The 21,856-nt window shown below is 39.5% G+C and carries 24 protein-coding genes; 12 read left to right on the top strand and 12 right to left on the bottom strand.

What is annotated here, in order from left to right; translation table 11 throughout:
* Positions 1 to 44: 44 nt before the first annotated feature.
* The 8 genes from FH976_RS01970 to FH976_RS01935 all read right to left on the bottom strand — a co-directional run bounded on the left by FH976_RS01970 (position 45) and on the right by FH976_RS01935 (position 8,000).
* Positions 45 to 701 (bottom strand): hypothetical protein, encoded by a 657-nt coding sequence (locus FH976_RS01970; protein ID WP_194950284.1) that lies wholly within the window; start codon positions 699 to 701, stop codon positions 45 to 47.
* 90 nt (positions 702 to 791) lie between these two features.
* Entirely contained in the window at positions 792 to 2,072 is a 1,281-nt protein-coding gene (locus FH976_RS01965; RefSeq protein WP_228767308.1) for a secretin N-terminal domain-containing protein, read from the bottom strand.
* Complete coding sequence (locus FH976_RS01960; RefSeq protein WP_228767307.1) at positions 2,050 to 3,153, bottom strand: zonular occludens toxin domain-containing protein; 1,104 nt, start codon at positions 3,151 to 3,153, stop codon at positions 2,050 to 2,052. Before FH976_RS01960 ends, FH976_RS01965 begins: the two co-directional genes overlap by 23 nt.
* Positions 3,117 to 3,482 (bottom strand): DUF5455 family protein, encoded by a 366-nt coding sequence (locus FH976_RS01955; protein WP_194089229.1) that lies wholly within the window; start codon positions 3,480 to 3,482, stop codon positions 3,117 to 3,119. Before FH976_RS01955 ends, FH976_RS01960 begins: the two co-directional genes overlap by 37 nt.
* Before the next feature lie 2 nt (positions 3,483 to 3,484).
* The gene (locus tag FH976_RS01950) at positions 3,485 to 5,035 is read right to left on the bottom strand and encodes a hypothetical protein (RefSeq protein ID WP_194089228.1); all 1,551 of its coding nucleotides are present in this window, start codon (positions 5,033 to 5,035) and stop codon (positions 3,485 to 3,487) included.
* A gap of 59 nt (positions 5,036 to 5,094) precedes the next feature.
* Positions 5,095 to 5,337, bottom strand: coding sequence for a major coat protein (locus FH976_RS01945; RefSeq protein WP_194089227.1), 243 nt, complete (start codon positions 5,335 to 5,337; stop codon positions 5,095 to 5,097).
* A gap of 263 nt (positions 5,338 to 5,600) precedes the next feature.
* Positions 5,601 to 5,915: a chemotaxis protein gene (locus tag FH976_RS01940; RefSeq protein WP_194089226.1), complete on the bottom strand. Its 315-nt coding sequence runs from the start codon at positions 5,913 to 5,915 to the stop codon at positions 5,601 to 5,603.
* A gap of 69 nt (positions 5,916 to 5,984) precedes the next feature.
* A complete protein-coding gene (locus tag FH976_RS01935; protein ID WP_324187402.1) occupies positions 5,985 to 8,000 on the bottom strand; it encodes a replication endonuclease in 2,016 nt (671 codons plus the stop codon).
* A gap of 174 nt (positions 8,001 to 8,174) precedes the next feature.
* Between FH976_RS01935 and FH976_RS01930 the strand changes: the two genes are divergently transcribed.
* A complete protein-coding gene (locus FH976_RS01930) occupies positions 8,175 to 8,543 on the top strand; it encodes a DUF3693 domain-containing protein (RefSeq protein ID WP_194089224.1) in 369 nt (122 codons plus the stop codon).
* A 69-nt stretch (positions 8,544 to 8,612) separates the two neighbouring features.
* Here FH976_RS01930 and FH976_RS01925 read toward each other — a convergent pair whose 3' ends face one another.
* Entirely contained in the window at positions 8,613 to 9,032 is a 420-nt protein-coding gene (locus tag FH976_RS01925; protein ID WP_194089223.1) for a hypothetical protein, read from the bottom strand.
* Between the two features lie 213 nt (positions 9,033 to 9,245).
* Here FH976_RS01925 and ccoN point away from each other — a divergent pair, with 213 nt between their 5' ends.
* The 11 genes from ccoN (at position 9,246) to ttcA (ending at position 19,373) form a co-directional block, all read left to right on the top strand.
* Positions 9,246 to 10,676 (top strand): cytochrome-c oxidase, cbb3-type subunit I, encoded by a 1,431-nt coding sequence (ccoN, locus tag FH976_RS01920; RefSeq protein WP_194089222.1) that lies wholly within the window; start codon positions 9,246 to 9,248, stop codon positions 10,674 to 10,676.
* A gap of 13 nt (positions 10,677 to 10,689) precedes the next feature.
* Positions 10,690 to 11,307 (top strand): cytochrome-c oxidase, cbb3-type subunit II, encoded by a 618-nt coding sequence (gene ccoO / locus FH976_RS01915; protein WP_194089221.1) that lies wholly within the window; start codon positions 10,690 to 10,692, stop codon positions 11,305 to 11,307.
* 13 nt (positions 11,308 to 11,320) lie between these two features.
* Positions 11,321 to 11,500, top strand: coding sequence for a cbb3-type cytochrome oxidase subunit 3 (locus FH976_RS01910; RefSeq protein ID WP_194089220.1), 180 nt, complete (start codon positions 11,321 to 11,323; stop codon positions 11,498 to 11,500).
* Positions 11,500 to 12,492, top strand: coding sequence for a cytochrome-c oxidase, cbb3-type subunit III (gene ccoP, locus FH976_RS01905; protein ID WP_194089219.1), 993 nt, complete (start codon positions 11,500 to 11,502; stop codon positions 12,490 to 12,492). The genes FH976_RS01910 and ccoP overlap by 1 nt, the downstream gene beginning before the upstream one ends.
* A 54-nt stretch (positions 12,493 to 12,546) precedes the next feature.
* Complete coding sequence (locus FH976_RS01900; RefSeq protein WP_194089218.1) at positions 12,547 to 13,026, top strand: FixH family protein; 480 nt, start codon at positions 12,547 to 12,549, stop codon at positions 13,024 to 13,026.
* Positions 13,027 to 13,034: 8 nt separating this feature from the next.
* On the top strand, positions 13,035 to 15,443 hold the full coding sequence (locus FH976_RS01895) for a heavy metal translocating P-type ATPase (protein WP_194089217.1): 2,409 nt from the start codon (positions 13,035 to 13,037) through the stop codon (positions 15,441 to 15,443).
* On the top strand, positions 15,443 to 15,628 hold the full coding sequence (gene ccoS / locus FH976_RS01890; protein ID WP_194089216.1) for a cbb3-type cytochrome oxidase assembly protein CcoS: 186 nt from the start codon (positions 15,443 to 15,445) through the stop codon (positions 15,626 to 15,628). Before FH976_RS01895 ends, ccoS begins: the two co-directional genes overlap by 1 nt.
* Complete coding sequence (locus FH976_RS01885) at positions 15,625 to 16,296, top strand: sulfite exporter TauE/SafE family protein (protein WP_194089215.1); 672 nt, start codon at positions 15,625 to 15,627, stop codon at positions 16,294 to 16,296. Before ccoS ends, FH976_RS01885 begins: the two co-directional genes overlap by 4 nt.
* Positions 16,297 to 16,433: 137 nt before the next feature.
* A complete protein-coding gene (locus FH976_RS01880; protein WP_194089214.1) occupies positions 16,434 to 17,180 on the top strand; it encodes an FNR family transcription factor in 747 nt (248 codons plus the stop codon).
* A 161-nt stretch (positions 17,181 to 17,341) separates the two neighbouring features.
* Positions 17,342 to 18,283 (top strand): universal stress protein UspE, encoded by a 942-nt coding sequence (gene uspE / locus FH976_RS01875; RefSeq protein ID WP_194089213.1) that lies wholly within the window; start codon positions 17,342 to 17,344, stop codon positions 18,281 to 18,283.
* 142 nt (positions 18,284 to 18,425) lie between these two features.
* On the top strand, positions 18,426 to 19,373 hold the full coding sequence (ttcA, locus tag FH976_RS01870; protein WP_194950283.1) for a tRNA 2-thiocytidine(32) synthetase TtcA: 948 nt from the start codon (positions 18,426 to 18,428) through the stop codon (positions 19,371 to 19,373).
* Positions 19,374 to 19,507: 134 nt separating this feature from the next.
* Here ttcA and FH976_RS01865 read toward each other — a convergent pair whose 3' ends face one another.
* From FH976_RS01865 to FH976_RS01855, 3 genes are read right to left on the bottom strand one after another with little or no spacing between them, the layout of a single operon-like run.
* Positions 19,508 to 20,161: a DUF2987 domain-containing protein gene (locus tag FH976_RS01865; protein ID WP_194089212.1), complete on the bottom strand. Its 654-nt coding sequence runs from the start codon at positions 20,159 to 20,161 to the stop codon at positions 19,508 to 19,510.
* A 2-nt stretch (positions 20,162 to 20,163) separates the two neighbouring features.
* A complete protein-coding gene (locus FH976_RS01860; protein WP_194089211.1) occupies positions 20,164 to 20,928 on the bottom strand; it encodes a glucosaminidase domain-containing protein in 765 nt (254 codons plus the stop codon).
* Positions 20,925 to 21,731: a DUF2189 domain-containing protein gene (locus tag FH976_RS01855; protein ID WP_194089210.1), complete on the bottom strand. Its 807-nt coding sequence runs from the start codon at positions 21,729 to 21,731 to the stop codon at positions 20,925 to 20,927. The genes FH976_RS01860 and FH976_RS01855 overlap by 4 nt, the downstream gene beginning before the upstream one ends.
* Positions 21,732 to 21,856: the final 125 nt, after the last annotated feature.

Below are 21,856 nucleotides of genomic sequence, written 5' to 3'. Positions count from 1 at the left end.
TGCTATAGAAACTTGCAGATCTGCAAGTTTCTATAGCTGAGATGCTAAACGCCGTCTTCAGCATCTAACCATGGCGTACCATGCATTTTGGGATAGCCTTCTAAATAAGTAATTTTGGCATCAGTCTCTTTTCTTATTTCCCTGACAATATCTAAAAATGTTTTCTCCGTCCATTCCTCAGAAGTTCCTACCATCGCATCAGACATGCTTCTGCTAATTTGCATTATTCCACCCGTCTTTTTATTAAACGATGCATAAACATCTAAATGATATCCATTTTTATATTGCCATAAGCAAGAAGTTAACTTTAATGTACTACTATTTTCAATCTCACGCGTAGCCTGAGCAACCCAAACAGCACCATCACATGTAGCTACTTTTAAAGAGACACCGTTTGCTGCGGCTAAAGAGGCCATATTAGAACCTGCAAAGGGATTTACTAAAAAAAAGCGACCAGATTGCTCTGGAGGCGTTGAAAAATTGGGGATTGGTGTCGATTCGTTTGCAGAGTTAATATTTTGTCCAAGACCATTGCTTGCAGCATTTATTACTGTAGCTCTATCACTATCGGTTTGGATGTCAAAAATTCTATAGTATTCCACCGTTTTGCTTTTTTCGGCAAGAGCATTATTTAATGATCCACAGCCATTAAGTGTACCTGCAAAAATTAAAACTAACCCTATTAGCTTAAATTTGTTCAAAATTAATCCCTTTATCAATATCAATGAGCAGGAATTATACATAATAATCATAAGTAACAAAGTGTTATCAATAACATGAATAAAAGTGTGTCATAAAACTGTCGTTCTAATCACTATTCTTAATTCTCGCTGTGTCTTTTCCATCTTATCTGAGCGAAACAACGCGCCTAGATAGGGGATGTCCATCAACACAGGCACACCGCTTACCGTTTTTCGTTCATCATTGGAGATAAGACCACCTAGCATGATGGTTTGCTTGTCCTTAACCTTAACCACCGTTTTTAGTGTTCGCTTGTTGGTGATGATATCCGAAGCAATAGAGGAATTACTGACAGATTGCGACTCTTGATTAATATCGAGAACGATTTCACCCCCGATGATATGCGGTACAACTTCCAACGACACGCCCACATCTTTACGTTCTATTTGTTGAATTACGTTGCCGCCGTCCGTCACTTCGGTTGAAGTCAGAAAAGGGACGTTTTGACCTACAGTAATGTATCCGCGCTCTCTATCCATGATTAACATATTAGGCCGAGAAAGTAGCTTTGTGTTTTGGTCAGTCGAGACAGCTTTTACCAACGCCTTAAAATCACCACCGCTATAGATGGCGGCATTATCGGTCAGTAAATCAAGTACAGTGGTGTTAGTCACAAATCCCGCTTTACCTAAAGCCACATTCATATTAACGCCCACTTCTTTTGAATTATCGAGCAAGGTTTCAGTGATTACCGCCTCGATAAATACTTGCCGTTGTGGCTGGTCAATGCCTGAGACGAGGGCGTCTATTTTCTTAAATTGTTCCGCGCTGCCTGTGACTATGAGCGCGTTCGTAGTGGGGAGCGCCTCAACATTAAAATTGCGGGCAGATTCGCCTTTGCTGTTTTTGGTTTGAGAGGCGGCAAGGGTAGTTGATAGCAAGGTCAAAATTTTAGTATTACGAACATGGTTTAAGCGGTAGAGCTTAATCAATGACGGCTCGATGTGTTCTTCTTCTGGACCTTTAGGTTTCACCACATAAAGATTGTTTTCGTATTGTATCCAATAACCGTGAGCGGTAAGCACGTTATTAAAAAAGGCGGCATATTCGGAGGGCTGCAAATTGGGCGCGGTAAAACTCACCGAACCTATTACGCCTTGACCCAATACAATGGGGCGGTCTAATTTTCTTGCGCCCCATGCTACAAAATCAGCAATTGGGGTGTTGGTACTTTCAAAAGTGGCGTTGTCATCGGCAAAGCAAATAGGGGAAAGTATCAGCAACACGAGAATACTACCGCGCTTCGCTTGCTTACTCATTTTAAGCATTAAACCAAAGAACCGTTTAATACTGAAAATCGAGCTTAATTTAATGGCAGGTAATAATCTCATTTTTCTCACCTTGACGAATGATAATTTGGCAACTAGATACGATTTCGAATTGATAACCCGTTGAGGTTAATTCAGAACTGGTAAGGCGATTTGAACCGTTATCAAGTTGGAAATAAACGGGTTCACCTGGCGCGCGCATAAAGCTAGAAATCTTGTAATTTTTAAAATCTATTTTCTTAGTAATAACAGTAGGTTCAGACTCTTTTTTATCCTGTATATTTTCATGTGGAATGACAAAATAAGTCACCAGAAATGAAGCAATGACGCCCACAGCTAAACAGGTTAATCGAGAGTATTTACGTGCATAAATTTTGGTAATTCTCATAAGGTTTCTCGCTGTATAGGTGACAGTGTAGCGACCATGCGTGAGGTAGGGCGGCAGCACTGAATATGTGCCTCGGTCGTAATTATCAGAGAACGCTTGCTTGGTGTCATAGGTGGCGTATAAATCCGTCCCCCATAAATTCCACTTATCCACGGTTAACGATTGAACGCTATCACCATATTTCACAATGCCGATATGGAGCTTGGGGAGAGGCAGCCGCAGCGTGCCAAACGATAAAATACGAATGAGGCTTGAAATAATCGGCACTTGCATACGGTCTAATCGTCGACAAAAAACCGTATGTTCCGCCAAGGCTAAACGCACTTGTTTATCGACAATGGAAATATCTTGAACGATGAAAATAATGTCCCACCCTAATTTCCTTGCGTGTAAAAACCAGTTGATAATGTGCTGTCTTGATTTGTCATTCCATGTTCTAGAGTTAAACCACGTACCACATTCATCAAGCACCAATAAACCATTTTTGCGTTCATCATAGGTAGGATTGCCACGGCCTAAAGCTTCCAAGTCCTGTAAATTTGGCTTATCAGGTACGCGAAACAATCGAGTGTTTTTCTTATTGCGACCAAGCATGAAACGTAAGTTAATGTCTAAATTGGTCGCAACAGGCGCGCCACGCAGAAAGGCTTCACGAATTCGACCAACCGAGGTTAAGGATTTGCCCGCGCCCAGTTTGCCAGTGACAAAATATACCGCCATTAACTTGAGACTTTCGTAATGGCGTAGAATTGCCATTGCCACACCCAACGAATAACGCGAGCGGAAAAAATAGCACTGAGGCAAGGGATAGCATTGTCAGGAATGAATAAAGAGAAACCCTCCGATAAATTAGGCGGCACAACATAGGAAAGCCCCGAAAAAATCACCGATAAGGCGAGGGCAGTTGTTAATGCAAGCCCTATCACCATCGTTAAAACGGTCAGGTTTATCGCCACATTGCGCGTTAATCTTAAAGCAAACCAACCTAGAACGGTGGCGGCTAATTGGGCCAGAAAAGCAATTAAAGCGGGAATTCTTAACAGGTTTCCAATACCCGAAATAATAGGCAATAAAAAGACAGGCATGATTAGCTCCTCGTTCCGTTAGGTGACGCAGGGATTGGGGTTACACCTGACAAAATAATACTAATAAGCGTCCAAGCGGTGTAAATGTACAAAATAAAAGAGGCGATACTTTTAAAACGACTGGAAAAATCACACCCTAATTCAACAGGGCCAAAGTAACTTGGAAAAGAGAGCGGTGAACATGATCCGATATTAGGTAATGCACCAAACATTAGATCAATATTTCCCTCTATAACACCTTGAACCTGACCAGTTCCAGAATCAACAATCAAACCATTTACGGAATCAATTAAGACATCTTTTGATGTACTATCAGCTTGACTTACTGAGCCTGTCAAATCAGTTACAAGTCCGGCTACATATTCAGATGATATTTTACCGTTTTCACCCTCACAATTAAATTCGTCAGTTCGAGGGTCGCATATCTTATCTTCTATTTTTTGAAGAGTTAAATTACCATCTTCTGAGGGAGTGCCATTATTTTCATTGGCTGCCTTTAAAGTTTCATTAATTGTATCTAATTTATATCCAAGCTCATCAGTTTGAGTATCAGCAATTTTATCTAAACGATTACCAAGAGCGGTGATTGCACTTACTTGATTTAGACTGTCTCGTCTTTGTCCTTCAGCAATTTTATAATCTTGATTCATTTGATCTACTATTGATTGACCAATTAAATCATTAGTTGCATTTAAATCCATTAATTTATTATTAACTTTTGCAAATGAGTTATTTAAATCTAAACTAATTTTTGATAAAGCTTTGTTCTGATCACTATTTAAATTCTTTATCGATTCCAAAACAGCGGTATCTGTTGAATCAGTTGGTGTAACTTGATGAACCGGAGTGTTTTCATAAGGATCATCAGGAGGAATAATTGATCCCTTAGGTGGTGTAAATTTATCATCAGGCGGCGTTATAGGGAGATGAGACGGATCAATTTGATCTAAACATGCAGGCCAAATACTAGAACCAACTTTGCATGTTTCAGGAGGAGCAGAACAGCTAGTTTCTAAAGACTCAGAAACAATTGAATTACCATCTGAACAATTGACATAAAAAGTACCACTAGTTAATTCACAACTTCTTCTTTGCGAACGTATATCATCTAAAGTAGATTTACGTTCGCAAAAAGGAATATCTTCACATCTTTTAGTTAAAGTATTAAATTGCTGATTTTCACCACACTCAGAAGCGCCGCAAGATGGAAGATGAAGAGTTTGCTTTGTGCAAAGCGATCTAGAAATTGTATTGCTAGTAGAGAATATTTCTTTATTAGTGCCATCTGGTTGGGGATGCAATATGTAATAATCAACTGTAAAATTGCCATTTGCATATTGAGTACCTAAACGATAAACAATATCAAGTGAGTTAAATTTACGTAATGATTCAGCTTTTAAAACAGCCAGCTCTTCACCAACACTAGCTTGACCATTAGGACTATAATAGTAATAACCAGATGTAAAAGGGCCAAGTTGATCAAATGCAAAAGAAAATATTGAAAATGAAAAAGATAAAATAAAAAACAGTAATTTAAATTGTAAATTTCTCATTTATTAAGTCCATTTATAAATCTGGATGCCTTGACCATCCAGTCACATCAAAAAGGGTATTAAGAAGCTTTGTTTGCTGCTTTCTGGAATAGCTTAATACCGACGAAACCAACCGTTAGAGTTGCCACGATAGGCCAAACAGCAGAAAGCATATCCGTTACAATGCCACTTACTTCGGTCATTGCTGCGGCAGCTTCGGCAGGTAATTCCGCATGAGCACCAACAGAAGAAAGCGCAGCAACAGAAGCGATTGCAAGCGTTTTGCTGTTTACATATTTTTTAGCAGTATTTAAAATTTTCATGGTTATTATTCCTTATAGTTAACCAGTAGTTGAAATCTCAACCGCACGTTTGAAAACAAGAATTTGTTTCCCAATCGTGAAGCCAAGGATAAATACAGTGCAAAATGAACGTGTCATAAATTCCATGCTCAACATTTATCGTTGCCCTCCGACAAACCAACCGATACCCACTAGGACGAAACAAAAGCCGATAAAAACCATTAACTGAAAATTGTCTAAATGGGCAAGCAGTTCATCAAATTGAATATCGGTCATGTTAAAACCTACTTAGCGTTTACAGCAGGAAGTGAATGAAGTTGAAAGCCGTTTATCGAAACGTGCTGACCCTTTTCATTACCAAACGCCATATCGCGGTACTCAATATTGAAAATGGTGCGAGTGCCAACAAAGCGTTTTAATTCTTCACCCGCTTTTCCATTGGCCCAAAGTTCGGCAGGGATAGATACCTTTATCGTATCCGTTGGGGCGGTGGTGATTAAATTAATTGAACCGACCAACTGCGACTCACCAGTGCCGCGAATGGTTTTGGTTTGTTGGGTGATATCGGATTCATCTAAAATTAAGCCTTCAAGTTTCATGTTTATTTCCTTTTTTATTTAGTAAGAGCAAAAGCGACAGTTATTGACACGAGTCCAAGGAAACTGATTTCACTCCCACCTATCCGGCTGCGCCGAACAGGTGGGAGTGAAAACAGTTTCGAAAAGCTCAGAATCAAAAAGCGAAGCTTGTAGCTCGTCTTTGTAATCAATAAAGTCTAAAAATTGGTCATAGCGTTCTTGGGCCATGCGTTGGTATTCTTCTTGACGCTCTAGGGCATCAAACCAATCAACAGCACCCTCCATCATCTTGTTTTGTGCTTTCAAGAATTGGTCTTTGTTCTCTATCTTCCAATTAGTAAAGCGAGTGCAAAGGAATACACCTTTAAACATTAAGCCGCTAACTTTAGCTTGTGCCGCGTCACCGTATTTGGTCGCGCTGAATTCACCTGACTCAATCAGTTTTTCAACGGCATCTTGCACCGAGTATTGAACGGTTAAAGGCGAGTCTTTACGCTTAACGTGCAAGCCACCCATTGCGATACAAAAGGCTTTCCAGTCACCTAAATCGGCAGACTTGCGAACCCGTTCTAATAGAAAATGTTCTTCTTCGGTTAAGTCGGTAAGCATGGCATCATCCTGTTTGAATTCTTGTCGTAGTCGTCTAAGTTCGCGCCACACCGAAACAGGCGGACCACCTATAAATTGAAATTGTCTGATTTGATTAACACGCGCCCAAGTAACCACACGTTCAGCCGCTTCAATGCCTTGCAGTGATGAACCACGATCTTTGTCGATGTGTAGGCCATCAATATTTTTGCTTAAGTATTTCGCGATATAACCCACAGCCGACCCCTTAGCAAAATCAATCAATTCAGCTTTGAAACGGTGTTTGCTTGCGCCTTTTTCGTTTGGCGTGTCTGCCATCGCTAGGCGTTGAAATTCAGCAGTAACAAACTTTCTATCATGCGGTTGGATGAACAATAAAAGGTGATGATGTGGCGTTCCGTCTTGATGCGGTTCAGCAATGCGCATGCCATAGACTTTGATATTTTTCTTATCCATGATTTTACGCAGCGCAGCCCACACGGTAAGCAAATGATCATGCGCTTGTTTGGCATCGGGCGAACCGGCATCAAGCCATTTTTTATTTACTTGAGAGTTTGAAATCGCGTGATAACGGCTAGGCGTGGTCACGGTGAAAAAAACCGCCTCATCACAATTGTCTTTTGCGTAATCTTCAAAGCCCTTTAGGCGCGTGAACATTTCCGCGCGTCTAATGCTTGGATTTGACACGGATTTAGCACTAAGCTCATGAAGTGTGAAAAAATTGCTAGTGTCGTTTTCATCGTAAGCGATGGTTTCTTTAAGGGCGATTTCATTAGATTTGATCCGGTGGCGCATACGTTCTACGGAAAAATCAGAGCAATACACTTGCTTATGGCGTTCGACTAATTGCAAGTCGCGCGCGACTTGCTCAACCTCGTAGGCGCATTTGCGACGAAGTTGACGGCGTAACCAAATGGAATCACACGCACGATTGACCAGTGCAAACAATTCGCCCGATTCAGTTTTTGTTTTAATTTCATCTTCACGGAACGAAAGCCCCATACGCGCAAGAAATTGCACCGTGTATTCAAAGCATGATTGTTCATCGTGTTTGATGTGGAATATTTTAGAGCGAAGCAAGTCGGATTTTTCAAGCGCCATATCTTTGATTTGGTCGTCGCTCATGGCCTTGGTATAGCCGTGTGCAAACAAACGCTCGGAAGCTGCTTGCGCAGTAGAAAGGGCGGTGAAGTAATCTTTCTTTTTGTTGATGTTTAAAAATGAACGTTGAATGTGTTTTGAAAAGTCGCGGTGTCCGTGACTGGCAGAAAGCGCAGCCGCGCAAGGATTCGAGAAAGACGGCTTAATCAAAAAAGATTGGTCGCGTACGGGAATGTAATTGTCAGAATAACCGTGAATATCAATGCGGCTTGGGTAATCGCCTTTGATGTGGTCGGTAAAATTAGTGCGTATAGTTTGGTCGTCAAAAATACGGTCAGCGGTAGCCCAAGATTGGACGGGAATGAAATCAATCCATTCTTCAAAACCTGTTTGTTCGTCTCTCACTAATTGATACACACAAACCACCTTGACTGATTAGAGGGATTGACCACCAAGAGGTTGAGCGTCAAGGTCAAAGCCTCAAGGCGGTCAAATTACGATATTTCGGAATCATAATTCCGTTTAATCGTATGCACAAGATACAAAAAAACGTAATTTGTAGGCTAGAATGAAAGAAAATTGGAGATGAGCATGTACCAGAATGACTTGTTAAATGCCTATAAAAAGGCAAAAAACTACATACAAGACAAACAAATTGCGCATGATTTGAATATACAGCCGTCTAGAATCAGTGAAATGAGAAACAATAGACGCTATATATCTGATAATGAGGCAGTTTTTCTAGCGGAAGGCGCAGGAATAGACGCGGAAATTGCGTTGTTAGGTTGTCATGCAGATCGCAATGAAAACCCTAACGTGAAAGCACTGTGGGAAAACATCGCAAAAAAATATAATGGCTTGGGATTATCTGGGATTTCAATGGCTTGCGGAACGATTGCGGTCATGGTTTCAAGCCATGCGGAGGCTATTACCAAGTGCGCATTATGTATATTATGTTAAATATAGTTAGTCGAATCTACAATTCTATCAATCTTACTTAGTAAACCTACGCTACTCCCTAATTAAATTTTAACTGTCAAATTCTCTCTTCTTATTCAGTTTTATTAAAATAGATTCTCGACCTGGAATTGATAGTAACCATTCTGATTGCATCGGTAAATTTATGTCTATTATCCAGTCACGTAGCTTCAGGTTCATCTTGTTAGGCTTTAATCGTGCTGACTCAATTGTTATTGTTTCGAGGCTTTGCCTGGATTTTTCTTTTGAATCTAGTGAAATCATTACTTTAGAAGGTGGAAATTCGCTAAATGTTACATCTAGTTTCATTTTTTCTATTCGGATAGGACAAGGTTCATTTATTTGACATTCAACTGATGATTTGCCTTTTATTTCATAGTGATAGCTACGCCAAAAGAATGCGACTAGCAATACAATAAATATGGCGATGATTTGTGCAAGTCTTGCTTTTGTCAGTTTTTGTGCTGCCATGTCTATATTCCTGTGTAACTTAGTTCAAACTTTTAAAAAGAAGTACGGTTAACCTATTGGTATCTCAGGTATAGTAACGATGAAAATGTTGCTTTTATTTAAAATTATTGTTGCTAGTTGGTATTTTAACTTGCCGTTATGATTTGGGTAACATTACAACACTATTTTAGTGTTGATGCTATGTAGTTAATTATAAGATTGGAAGCATTCAAGATGAGCCAAGAACATCAACTTGAGCACAATTATAACTATACGGTTGTACGTCAATTTGCCCTGGTTACAATACTTTGGGGAATTGTGGGTATGAGCGTTGGGGTTTTAATTGCAGCTCAATTAGTCTGGCCACAGCTTAACTTTGATACGCCGTGGTTAACGTACAGCCGTTTACGTCCCCTACATACCAATGCAGTTATATTTGCATTTGGTACTAGCGCCCTATTTGCATCTTCTTATTATGTAGTGCAAAGGACATGTAAAACCCGCCTCTTTGGTGGATTGTTGGTACCCTTCACTTTCTGGGGATGGCAGGCAATTATATTAGCCGCTGTTATCTCCCTACCTTTGGGGTATACAACTAGTAAAGAATACGCAGAATTAGAATGGCCAATTGATATTGCAATTGCAATTGTTTGGGTATCTTATGCGATAGTCTTTTTTGGAACCTTAGTTAAAAGAACTACATCACATATTTATGTGGCTAACTGGTTCTTTGGCGGTTTTATTCTGACCGTTGCTGTTCTTCATATTGTAAATAGCATGGCAATTCCGGTTTCCTTGTGGAAGTCTTACTCCATTTACTCAGGTGCAGTCGATGCCATGGTTCAGTGGTGGTATGGGCATAATGCCGTTGGTTTCTTGTTAACTGCTGGTTTCTTAGGAATGATGTATTACTTCGTGCCAAAGCAAGCAGAACGCCCAGTTTATTCTTACCGCTTATCAATAGTGCATTTCTGGGGTCTGATTTCCCTTTATATTTGGGCTGGCCCTCACCACCTTCACTACACCGCGCTGCCTGATTGGACTCAATCTTTAGGTATGGTGATGTCTATATTATTATTTGTTCCATCTTGGGGTGGGATGATTAACGGTATTATGACTTTATCCGGTGCGTGGCATAAATTACGCTATGACCCAATCCTCCGTTTCTTAATTGTTTCATTATCTTTCTACGGTATGTCGACTTTCGAAGGCCCGATGATGGCAATTAAAACAGTCAATGCCCTATCCCATTATACAGACTGGACCATTGGTCACGTCCATTCTGGCGCTTTAGGTTGGGTTGCTATGGTAACGATTGGTTCTCTTTATCACTTGATTCCAAAGCTATTTGCTCAAGAGCGTATGTATTCAATTAAATTGATCAACGTTCACTTCTGGCTTGCTACCATCGGGACTGTTTTTTATATCGTGGCAATGTGGATTTCAGGCGTGATGCAAGGTCTAATGTGGCGTGCAGTTAATGCCGATGGAACATTAACTTATAGTTTTGTTGAAACTGTTGAAGCTTCTCATCCTTTCTATCTAGTCCGCTTTATCGGTGGTGTCATTATCGTATCGGGTATGTTGTTAATGGCTTACAACACATACAAAACCATTAGCGCACCTGATAATAGTTTGAAATCTATTCCACAACCGGCTTTGTAAAGGAGGCTATCGTATGAGTTCTAATAAGAATCGCCATTCAATAGTCGAGAAAAACGTCGGTTTATTGGCAATTTTAATGGCCTTTGCCATCAGTTTAGGGGCATTAGTTGAAATTACTCCCCTCATGTTCCAAAAACAAACTACGGAGCCTGTCGAGGATTTAAAACCTTACACAGCACTTCAGATGGAAGGCCGCGATATTTACATAAAAGAAGGCTGTCATGTTTGTCATAGCCAGATGATCCGTCCATTTAGAGCTGAAACTGAGCGATATGGACATTACTCTGTTGCCGGTGAGTCAGTGTGGGAGCATCCATTTTTATGGGGTTCAAAACGTACCGGGCCTGATTTAGCACGTGTGGGTGGTCGCTATTCTGATGAATGGCATCGAGTACATTTGATGGATCCCCGAGAAGTAGTCCCTGAATCAATCATGCCGGGTTATCCGTGGCTGGCTGAAAATAAGCTTACTGGTGAATTAACAGAAAAGAAATTACGACTTTTCCGTGATTCATTTGGTGTCCCATATACCGATGAAGAGATTGCTAATGCCCAAAAAGATGTCGAAGGCAAAACAGAGCTAGATGCTCTTATTGCTTACCTTCAGTCACTTGGCCATGCAATGAAATAAGGAGCAGCATCAAATGGATATTATCGTTATTCATAGTATTTGGACTGTTGTTCTTTTCATTAGTTTTTGTGGTGTAGTTTGGTGGGCTTACGGAAGTAAAAAGCGCCAATCTCGCTTTGATGAGGCTGCCAACATGATTTTTGATGATGAACCAGCGGCACAAGAGAGTAAAAAACAAGGAGGAATGAAGTGATGACTACATTCTGGAGTGTCTGGATAACAGTAATTACTTTAGGTACCATCTTTGGGATTGCTGCGATTTTGATCTGGTGTTTAAAAGACAAGATGGGCGCAGAGGAAGGTGAAGATATGGGCCATGAATACGATGGTATTCGTGAGCTTAATAATCCGCTACCAAAATGGTGGACTTATCTATTTTTCTCCGCTTTTCTTTTTTCAGCCGTCTATTTGGCCTTATTTCCTGGTTTAGGCAATTTTCCAGGTTTACTTGGTTGGACAAGTTCACCTCAGCAGGTGAGGACGGTAGCTGAATTGAATGCGGCCATTGAAAGCGCACAAGATAATAAACAGCTAGATCAATATGCCAGAGAATTAGATTCTGCCGATAAGTTTTATGGTGAATCCTTTAAGCGTTTAGCCTATAACGAAGCCGGTACTGATTATAAGCCAACGGCTGAAATCGCCTCAGACCCAGCAGCATTAAAAGTGGGACAGAATTTATTTTTACAAAACTGTTCTCAATGTCATGGTTCAGACGCTCGTGGACAAAAAGGCTTTCCTAATCTAACCGATAGTGCATGGTTATATGGTGGTGAACCTGAAGCCATTCTTACGACAATAAAAGATGGCCGCCATGGCGCAATGCCAGCTTGGGGGGAGTTATTAGGCGAAGATGGTACACGTGATGTTGTGAGTTACGTTTTAAGTTTATCTGGACGAAAAGTCAACGCTCGTGAAGCCGCTGCCGGTAAAATTCGTTTTGCTTCATGCATTGCTTGTCACGGAACCGATGGTAAAGGTAACCCTGCATTCGGAGCGCCAGATCTAACTGATAATGATTGGTTATTCGGTGATTCACGGGCAGATGTTACTGAAACCGTTATGTACGGTAGACAAGGCGTAATGCCAGCATGGGGAAATATTCTAGGTGAAGATAAAGTGCAATTAGTTGCGGCTTACGTCTGGAGTCTAAGTAATTCCGAATCTACTGAGCAACAAAAATAATAGTGTGTTCAACAGCCCCGCTCTGGGGCTGTTTATTTATCCTACGAGTATATTATGCAAAAACCCTGGTATAAGCAGTTTTGGCCGTGGTTCCTTTTATTTCTTCCACTGTCAGCCGTTATTGGTAGTTTCGTGACCTTAGGCTTATTTGTTCAAAATAGCGTTAATCTGGTCTCTGAAGATTATTATAAAGAAGGTAAAGGTATTAACGTCGACTTAACTAAAATTCATGTCGCAAAAGCTTTTAAATTAAAGGCTTCCGTTAGTTCAACTGCAACTGGTGTTGAAGTTACTTTAGATAAAGGTTCATTAACATTTTACCCAGCTCTCAATGTGTCGTTTACTCATCGAACACTACCAGATCGCGATTTCGAGCAAACGATCACATCAGATGCAAATGGACGATACCGCGTTAATTTATCATCACCCATTCAAGGCCCATGGTTTATGAAACTACAACCACATGATAGTGAATGGTTAATCCAAGGCAAAGTTACTTTCCCTTCAGAATCACCGACCGTTTTACTGAATTAAGGCTTATCATGATACAAAATTCGGCACCAAAAGAATGTTATCATTGCGGTGATATTGTTCCCGACAAAGCCAGTTTCAGCATCGAAATTCTAGGGGAACTTAGGGTAATGTGTTGTCCTGGGTGCCAATCGGTCGCTCAGACCATTTTAGAGAGTGGACTAGTTTCTTATTACCAGTATCGCACCGCTACGGCTGAAAAAGCAGATCTAGTCCCTGAGCAACTTAAAGAGCTAATTCATTACGATAATAAGGAAGTACAGAGTGAGTTTGTTCGCTTTAGTGAGGACATTTCTGAAATAACACTCTCACTAGATGGTATATCATGCGCGGCCTGTGCCTGGTTAATTGAAAGACAATTAAGCGCTCAAATTGGCGTTATTCAAATAAGAGTAAATATAACAACCAGTCGCGCAATTTTAAGTTGGGATGATACTCAAACGCAATTAAGCCAGCTTCTGAACGCTATTCATCAATTAGGCTATAAAGCTGCCCCCTTTGAACCAAATAAACAAGAAGAAAGCTACCATCAAATGATGAAGCAATATCTTTATCGTCTCGGGGTTGCAGGCCTGGCCACAATGCAAGTCATGATGCTAGCGGTAGCTTTGTATTTTGAAGTATTTTCAGATCTCGACAGTGAATTCAAACAATATTTGCGCTACGTTAGTTTGATTTTCGCAACCCCGGTATTGCTTTATTCCGCTCAGCCCTTCTACCTTAACGCATGGCGTAGTTTAAAAGCTCGCAGTTTAGGCATGGATGTTCCCGTATCAATTGCCCTTATCTTTGCATACTTCGCTAGTGTATGGGCAACGGTCGCGGGTAAAGGTGAAGTGTTTTTTGAATCCATCTCAATGTTTACCTTCTTCTTACTGATTGGCCGTTTTTTAGAAATGCGGGCTCGTCGAAAAGCCGCCACAGCAAGTGCCAATTTATTGAAACTAATCCCTGCCATGGCAAGAAAAGTTGATGGTTCACAAATTCCAGTCAGAAGTTTACAGATTGGTGACGTCGTTCGGGTTCTACCTGGTGAGCATATTCCCGCGGATGGCAAAATTATCAACTCGACAACTCAAGTTGATGAATCGATGTTAACCGGCGAATCAATTCCTGTATTAAAAACGGTTGGTGATTTTATCTTTGCCGGCACCATAAATGTTGATGAATCTTTTGATTTAGAAGTGACACGCCATAAAGCTGACTCTGTTATTTCTAGTATTGTTCGCCTACAAGATGAAGCTGAATTTTCAAAGCCAAAAGTTGCTGAAATAGCGGATCGAATTGCTAAATATTTTGTTGCTATCATTCTAGTGATTGCATTATTTACTTGGATCTACTGGCATCAATATCAACCAGAATCTGCATTTTGGATTATGCTTTCCGTATTAGTAGCAACCTGTCCTTGTGCGCTTTCACTGGCGACACCAACAGCAGTAACCTGTGCAACATCCCGTCTAGGTAGCTTAGGCATTTTATTACGTAAAGGACATGTATTTGAGACTTTATGTAGAGTGAATCATATTGTTCTTGATAAAACAGGCACGCTCACCACTGGTAATATTCATATCGACCAAACAACATTAAGCCCATTTGCTATAGAAAGAGAACTCTCCACATTACAATGCTTAAATATTGCAGCAGGTTTAGAGCAACATGCTAATCACCCTATCGCAAAGGCATTTCGTGATAAGTTGGATACTTCTATAGAATTTACTCAGGTGAATAATGTTATAGGCTCAGGTTTGTCTGGATTCTACCAAGATGAAGAATGGCGTATTGGAACGTTGGAATTTGCCTTAATGCATTCAGAGCAAACATTATTAGAACCATCATCAAAAACTTCGGCTATTTATTTAACCTCAAATGGTCAATTGATTGCCAGCTTTGAATACAGTGACCCGATTCGACCTGAAACGCCTGATTTTATTCAAGCAATACAATCTAAAGGATTGGATATCACCATCTTAACGGGCGATACTGAATCTAGTGCCAGTAAAGTCGCGAATAATTTAGGTGTGAAAGATTATGTTTTCCAAGCTAAACCGGAAGATAAACTGCATTATTTAAAAGAACTGAATAAAACTAAAATAACGTTAATGATTGGCGATGGTATAAATGATGCCCCAACGTTGGCTGGTTCTCACTTATCTGTAGCGATGGGCGGAGGTTCAGATGTTGCTAAAGCATCTGCCGATATGGTGCTGTTGGGAGATAGACTAGACCGAATTTTAGAGGCTAGACAGTTAGCTCTGTTTACTCGTCGTATTATCAGGCAAAATCTTGCTTGGGCGCTTGGCTATAATCTCATTATTTTACCTCTTGCGGTAATGGGACTTGTTGCGCCATATATTGCGGTTTTAGGGATGTCTACCAGCTCTATTATTGTGGTTACCAATTCTTTAAGGCTATTAAAATAATGGAAAGTTTATATATTTTAATCCCCATTGCTATCATCTTTGTATGCATTGCGGTTGCGATTTTTATTTGGGCTGTCAAAAGTGATCAGTTTGATGATCTCGATCGTCAAGGACACAGCATTCTTTTTGATGACAACGAAGATAAACCGAAAGTAAATAGTCAATCGGATAAAAAAGCACCATGACACAAGACTGGATCGCAGCGTTTTTGATCGGTGTATTAGGTGCTGGTCATTGTATGGGGATGTGTGGTGGTATTGCAGGGTTAATGAACTTAGGGCAAACCTCACCAAAATCTAGCTGGCTCAATCCTCTTTTCTATAATCTAGGTCGAATCGCAAGTTATAGCTTAATAGGCGCTCTCATTGGCGGGTCTTTATCGACCATCATACAATTTTCAGGTATTAATAATTCATTGGCATGGCTGCGTGTTATGTCATCTCTATTTATGATTATTTTAGCTCTTTATATTGGGCAGTGGTGGCAAGGATTACTCCATATAGAAAAAATTGGTCAATACATATGGAAGTATATATCGCCAATAGGACAGAAGCTTTTACCTATTAAACACCCTATTTATGCCATTCCTTTTGGGTTTATCTGGGGATGGTTACCTTGTGGCATGGTGTATTCAATGCTGACTTGGTCTGCCGCAGCCGGTAGCGCTGAGCAAGGTGCTTTAGTCATGCTGTTCTTTGGTTTGGGCACCCTCCCTTTAATGCTTGCTGTTGGCGTCAGTACCGGAAAGTTAAAAGTTTGGATTCGACGATTGTTTATTCGACGATTAGGTGCCTCATTACTCTTCATTTATGGACTATTTCAACTCTATCAATCCATATTGAAATTTTTGTAATCATTTGAATTTATTATATAAAATTAAATAACCTATATGGTGATTTATTACATTCACCACATACCACTTTCACCTATCCTTTAGCTTCATATACTGCTAAAATATTGATACATATCAATTATAACGCTTGGTAATTTATGACTTCTGATAACTCGAAAACGAAACGTATCCAACCTGGCGGTAGTGCAATTCATTGTCAGGATTGTAGTATCAGTCAGCTATGTATTCCTTTTACATTAAATGACTCTGAACTTGATCAGTTAGATGAAATTATCGAGCGAAAAAAGCCGATTCAAAAGGGTCAAGAGATCTTTAAAGCTGGAGATGATCTTAAATCTTTGTATGCAATTCGCTCTGGCACGATCAAAAGTTATACAATTACAGAACAAGGTGATGAGCAAATTACTGCATTTCATCTTGCTGGTGATTTGATTGGTTTTGATGCAATTAATGAAAATTCACACCCAAGTTTTGCACAAGCACTTGAAACTTCGATGATATGTGAAATTCCATATGAAACCTTAGATGACTTATCAGGAAAGATGCCTAAATTACGCCAACAAATCATGCGTTTGATGAGTAATGAAATCAAAGGCGATCAAAATATGATCCTTTTACTTTCAAAGAAAAATGCAGAGGAACGTTTGGCTGCATTTCTTTACAACCTATCAACACGCTTCTCTCAGCGAGGTTTCTCTCCTCGAGAGTTTCGCTTAACCATGACTCGCGGTGACATTGGCAATTATCTTGGTTTAACTGTGGAAACTATCAGTCGCTTATTAGGTCGTTTCCAAAAAAGCGATATTTTAGCAGTTAAAGGCAAATACATTACGATTAATAACCATGATGAATTACAGAAGTTAGCTGGTGTGGTCAATGATTAACAATCGTCAAATCAAATAGTTAAAAGGTCGAATATATGTGCATTCGGCCTTTTTTCTCTTTAAAGATTGATCTATGTACTTAAAAAACAAATAAGATTCAGCTACAGTTAGTGAGAGACAAATTCGTATATTGATTATATTGAAAAGTTAAGGAAGCTGTTATGGATGAATATAAAAGCATTTTAGTCGTAGCTGACGTCAACAACACTGAACAATCTGCACTGTCACGTGCTTTTCAAATTGTTCGAGATTTCCCAACCCCTACACCGATTACTTTCTTTCTTTCAATCTATGATTTCTCCTATGACATGACATCAATGTTATCTTCTGATGAACGTGATGCTATGCGCCGAGGTGTGATACAACAACGTGAAGAATGGATGAAAGAAGTAGCTGCACCTTACCTTCAAGCGGGTATTCAGTTTACAATTAAAGTTATTTGGCATCATCGCCCATTCGAAGCCATTATTGGTGAGATTTTTGCTGGGGAACATGATTTACTCCTGAAAGCGACGAGAAAGCACGATACCTTAGAGACTGTGTTTTTCACGCCTACTGATTGGCATTTGTTGCGTAAATGCCCTTGCCCTGTTTTATTGGTCAAAAATCATGATTGGCCTCTCAATGGAAGTATTGTGGCCTCTGTTCATGTTGGATCTGAAAGCGAAACACATGTATCACTAAATCACTATATGACAGAGCAAGCTATTAAGTTTTCGAAACCGCTTAATGCAGAGGTTTATTTAGCAAACTCTTACCCTGTGACGCCAGCAAACGTAACAGTTGAGCTACCTGAATTTGATCCAACCTCTTATACTGATGCAGTTCGCGGTTTTCATTTAACGTCAATGAAAGCACTACGACAAAAATATACGATTGATGAAGATCATACTCGAGTTCTCGAAGGGCTTCCTGAAGATGTAATTCCTAAAGTCGCTACAGAAGTCAGAGCAGGACTTGTGATTATAGGAACAACAGGAAGGACGGGATTATCTGCGGTCTTTATTGGTAACACTGCTGAAAACGTTATTGATAAAATTAACTGTGATATTCTTGCCCTTAAGCCTCATGGCTATATAAGCCCACTCGATCCTAATAATTAAGTTGTCATTACAGCTATCCACTATTCTAAAAGAGCAATTACATCGTATTGCTCTTTTATTATTTGTGGGTATGATACGGCCTTCATTTATGTATTGAACATATGTACTACATAAGCGTTTTGGTAAGTTAAGGTCTATCACCATGAGTTCAAATCAAAATATCACACCAGAAACCGAGTCTGCTGATAAAGCTAAACAATATGATTTCAATAAGCTACAAAAACGTATTCGTCGTAATACTGGTCAAGCCATTGCTGATTACAATATGATTGAAGATGGTGATCGCATTATGGTGTGTTTATCTGGTGGGAAAGATAGTTTCACCATGTTAGATATCTTAATGAGCTTAAAGAAAAGTGCTCCTATTCATTTTGAACTCATTGCTGTAAACCTAGATCAAAAACAACCGGGCTTTCCTGATCATATTCTTCCAGCTTACCTTGATGAATTAGGTGTTGAGTACAAAATCGTCACTGAAGATACTTATTCAATTGTTCAAGATAAAGTGCCTGAAGGTAAAACAACATGTTCTCTATGTTCACGTTTACGCCGTGGTATTTTATACCGTACAGCTAAAGAGATTGGCGCGACAAAAATTGCCTTAGGCCACCATCGTGATGATATCTTAGAGACATTATTCCTGAACATGTTTCATGGCGGTAAATTAAAAGCGATGCCACCCAAGTTGGTTTCAGATAATGGTGAGCACGTTGTCATTCGTCCATTAGCTTATTGCCGTGAAAAAGATATTATCAAGTATTCCGACTTACGCGAATACCCTATCATTCCGTGTAATTTATGTGGATCTCAACCAAATTTACAGCGCCAAAACATTAAACAAATGCTCAATGAGTGGGATAAGCGTTTCCCTGGCCGAATTGAAACTATGTTTAAAGCGGTACAAAATGTAGTGCCAAGCCATTTAGCTGATTACGAACTGTTTGATTTTAAATCCATAGACCGTGACTCTGGAGTAATCAATGGGGGTGATATTGGTTTTGATAAAGAAGAAATACCACAAGCTTCTATGGCAGATGAAGATGTTATCCGCTTTGATCCTAAGATGCAGTTAGATGTCAGTAATATCTAGCGCTATATAGAAATAAAAAACACCGAAGGTAGTTTTGAAGTGACCCCAAATAATTGGACAACCAACATTGGGGGTTATTTATGTACCTTCGGTGTTTTTATATTCGTATTTGATGAACTGAAAACGAAGATATTTTATTTTTCTAATAATGGCATTGTTCTGAATGTCGCTTTAGGAAGATGTAGAATTGAGTCTGACTTTAAATCAGCTAGCTTTATTAAAGCTTTGCCACTTCGTATTTCGATATCCTGGCCATTCGTAACAGTAATCCACCCATTATTTAAATTAGAAAACTCAAGCGTCAAGCCAACAACATCTGGCGAAAACCAACGAGAAAACATACCACCTAAATCATCAAGCATCTTATCCATTTGAGGTACTAAGCTTTTTACTTTATCGTAATTGACATCACCAGATAAAGGCTGCTTAGTCATCACTACCATCGAGAAATCACACTGTTTTCCCTCTTCAGTATTAATATAAACCAAAGGGCCTACTTGGCGTAAGTTATCATCTAGAGGAACAATCAGTTCTTGGTTACCCGGAATATGAAACTCTTCATAGTGTTTTTCTTTTTCCATCCAAGCTTTATCAATACGACAGAGATCCGGGGAATCATGCTGTTGGAAGAAAAATCCCACTTTAATATCAGGGTGTCCTTCCGTTATATTATTCTTCATTTGTGTGTATAGCTTAGAATAATTAAACCTATATTGCTGTGCATAAACAGGTGTAGACAATACACAAGTTAGTGCCATCAGTAATATCGAGTATCTCCATCGTTTCATTATTAATTTTTCCAATAATTCTTATTCTGCTTAATCATACTTTGAAGGTCATTTATATAGTCTTGACCTCTTTCTGAATAACTTAATAGCCCATTCGTTAATTCTAATGCGGCGGCTGTTGAAGATAAACTCACTTTTTTCTCAGCCAAACTTTGACGAATATTACGTAACTCTTTATAAGCATCATTACGGTTTACATTCATGAAATAAGCATGAATTGACGCCTGAGGATTATCAAACTTTGCCACTTCATGAGTCGCACCTTCAACACGTTGCGATGGAACAAGACCGCACCCTTCGCTATAGCACCATTGGCCAAAGAAGTTATTGGCGTCCCGAGCAAAACGAGATGTTCCCCAGGCGGATTCATTTGCCGCCTGAGTTAATACGAGAGCCTCAGGTAAAATATTAACTCGTATAAACATATCACTTAACCAGTCTTTTGTGACACCCTCTTCAGGTAAAGAAACATCATACATTTGAGCAAGCGTTGAAGCCTTTTTTAGCAGACCAGAGCTGACATTTTTTTCTGCAAGCGCTGATTGTAATTCAAGTAATTGACTACGCTCACTTTCAACACGTTGATTTTCCTTTTCAAAGCCAGGACGTAATTGTTCGAAAAAATTCATTTTTTTAGCATTGATATCAACGTTTTCTGTTTTGCTTTTTTCAACAGGTTTAGTGGTATCTGATGAGTAATGATTTTGAAAATAATACACAGCCCAAAATGCCAAAATGATGACAGCCATTATGAGTTTTTTAATCATGCGTTAAATACCTGAGATTGTTTACTACCATTATTAGGAGGATTCCCCCCACCTGAGACAACTTTTAAACGAATGCCGAACATATCGCGATAAAGAACGCCCTTAACATGAAAATAAAATGGCAAAACAAAAATAAGGCCAATGCCATAAAAGAGTGCCGCTGCAAAAAACATCATTATAACTAATAAATAAATGGCAGTTAATGGCAGGATTTTTTTATTGACTGCTCTTAGTGACAGCAACAAAGACTTCAAGGGAGTGAGTCGTTTCTCACAAATCAATAATGGTGCATGACTAAAGGCCATAGTCAAATATAGTGATAAAAACGGCAACACCATCCCAGCAATACCTTGCAAGGTTAAAGCAATCAAGGTCATTACCATAAGAGGAACGGTAAACTGCAAACCTTTCAGCATATGACGAGGTTGTGTTTTAAAACCGGTGGTATGACTCATAGCCATAAGGCAGACACCCGCATATAAAGGTGCACTGATAATTTCATAACTAAAATTAGCAACGAATATCGATTGAATAATATTTTGATGCTGAGAGATATCCGAGGCATCTTGAAACAATTGTAAGATCACACTAGGGTCGCCAAGCTGAAGTTTCAGCGCCACGGCGAAGATAGCAATCTGTAAAATCAATAAAAGGAAAATGGTAGGTGAGAATGATAAAAAATACTTCATCGTTAACTGCCAAGCCTCTTTTATTACCTGGCTCGCTTTTAATTCATATTGGCCGTTTAAGGCTGTCGTCAGATCACCTCCGACATTGAATTCTTTTTCTAGTTCATCATTCATGTATTAGTTGTCCAAACAGCGTCAAATAAGCTTATGGCGCACATTATACCCATGCCAACTCAAGATGCGAGTTTCCAGCATTTTTAATCCATTTCATTTTGTAAGTATGATGAAAAATTAAACAA

The sequence above is a fragment of the Vibrio hibernica genome (assembly GCF_015223435.1).
In the GTDB taxonomy this organism is placed as follows: domain Bacteria; phylum Pseudomonadota; class Gammaproteobacteria; order Enterobacterales; family Vibrionaceae; genus Vibrio; species Vibrio hibernica.
Note: the sequence above shows the minus strand (reverse complement) of the source record. Positions and strands in the feature narration are given on the sequence as shown.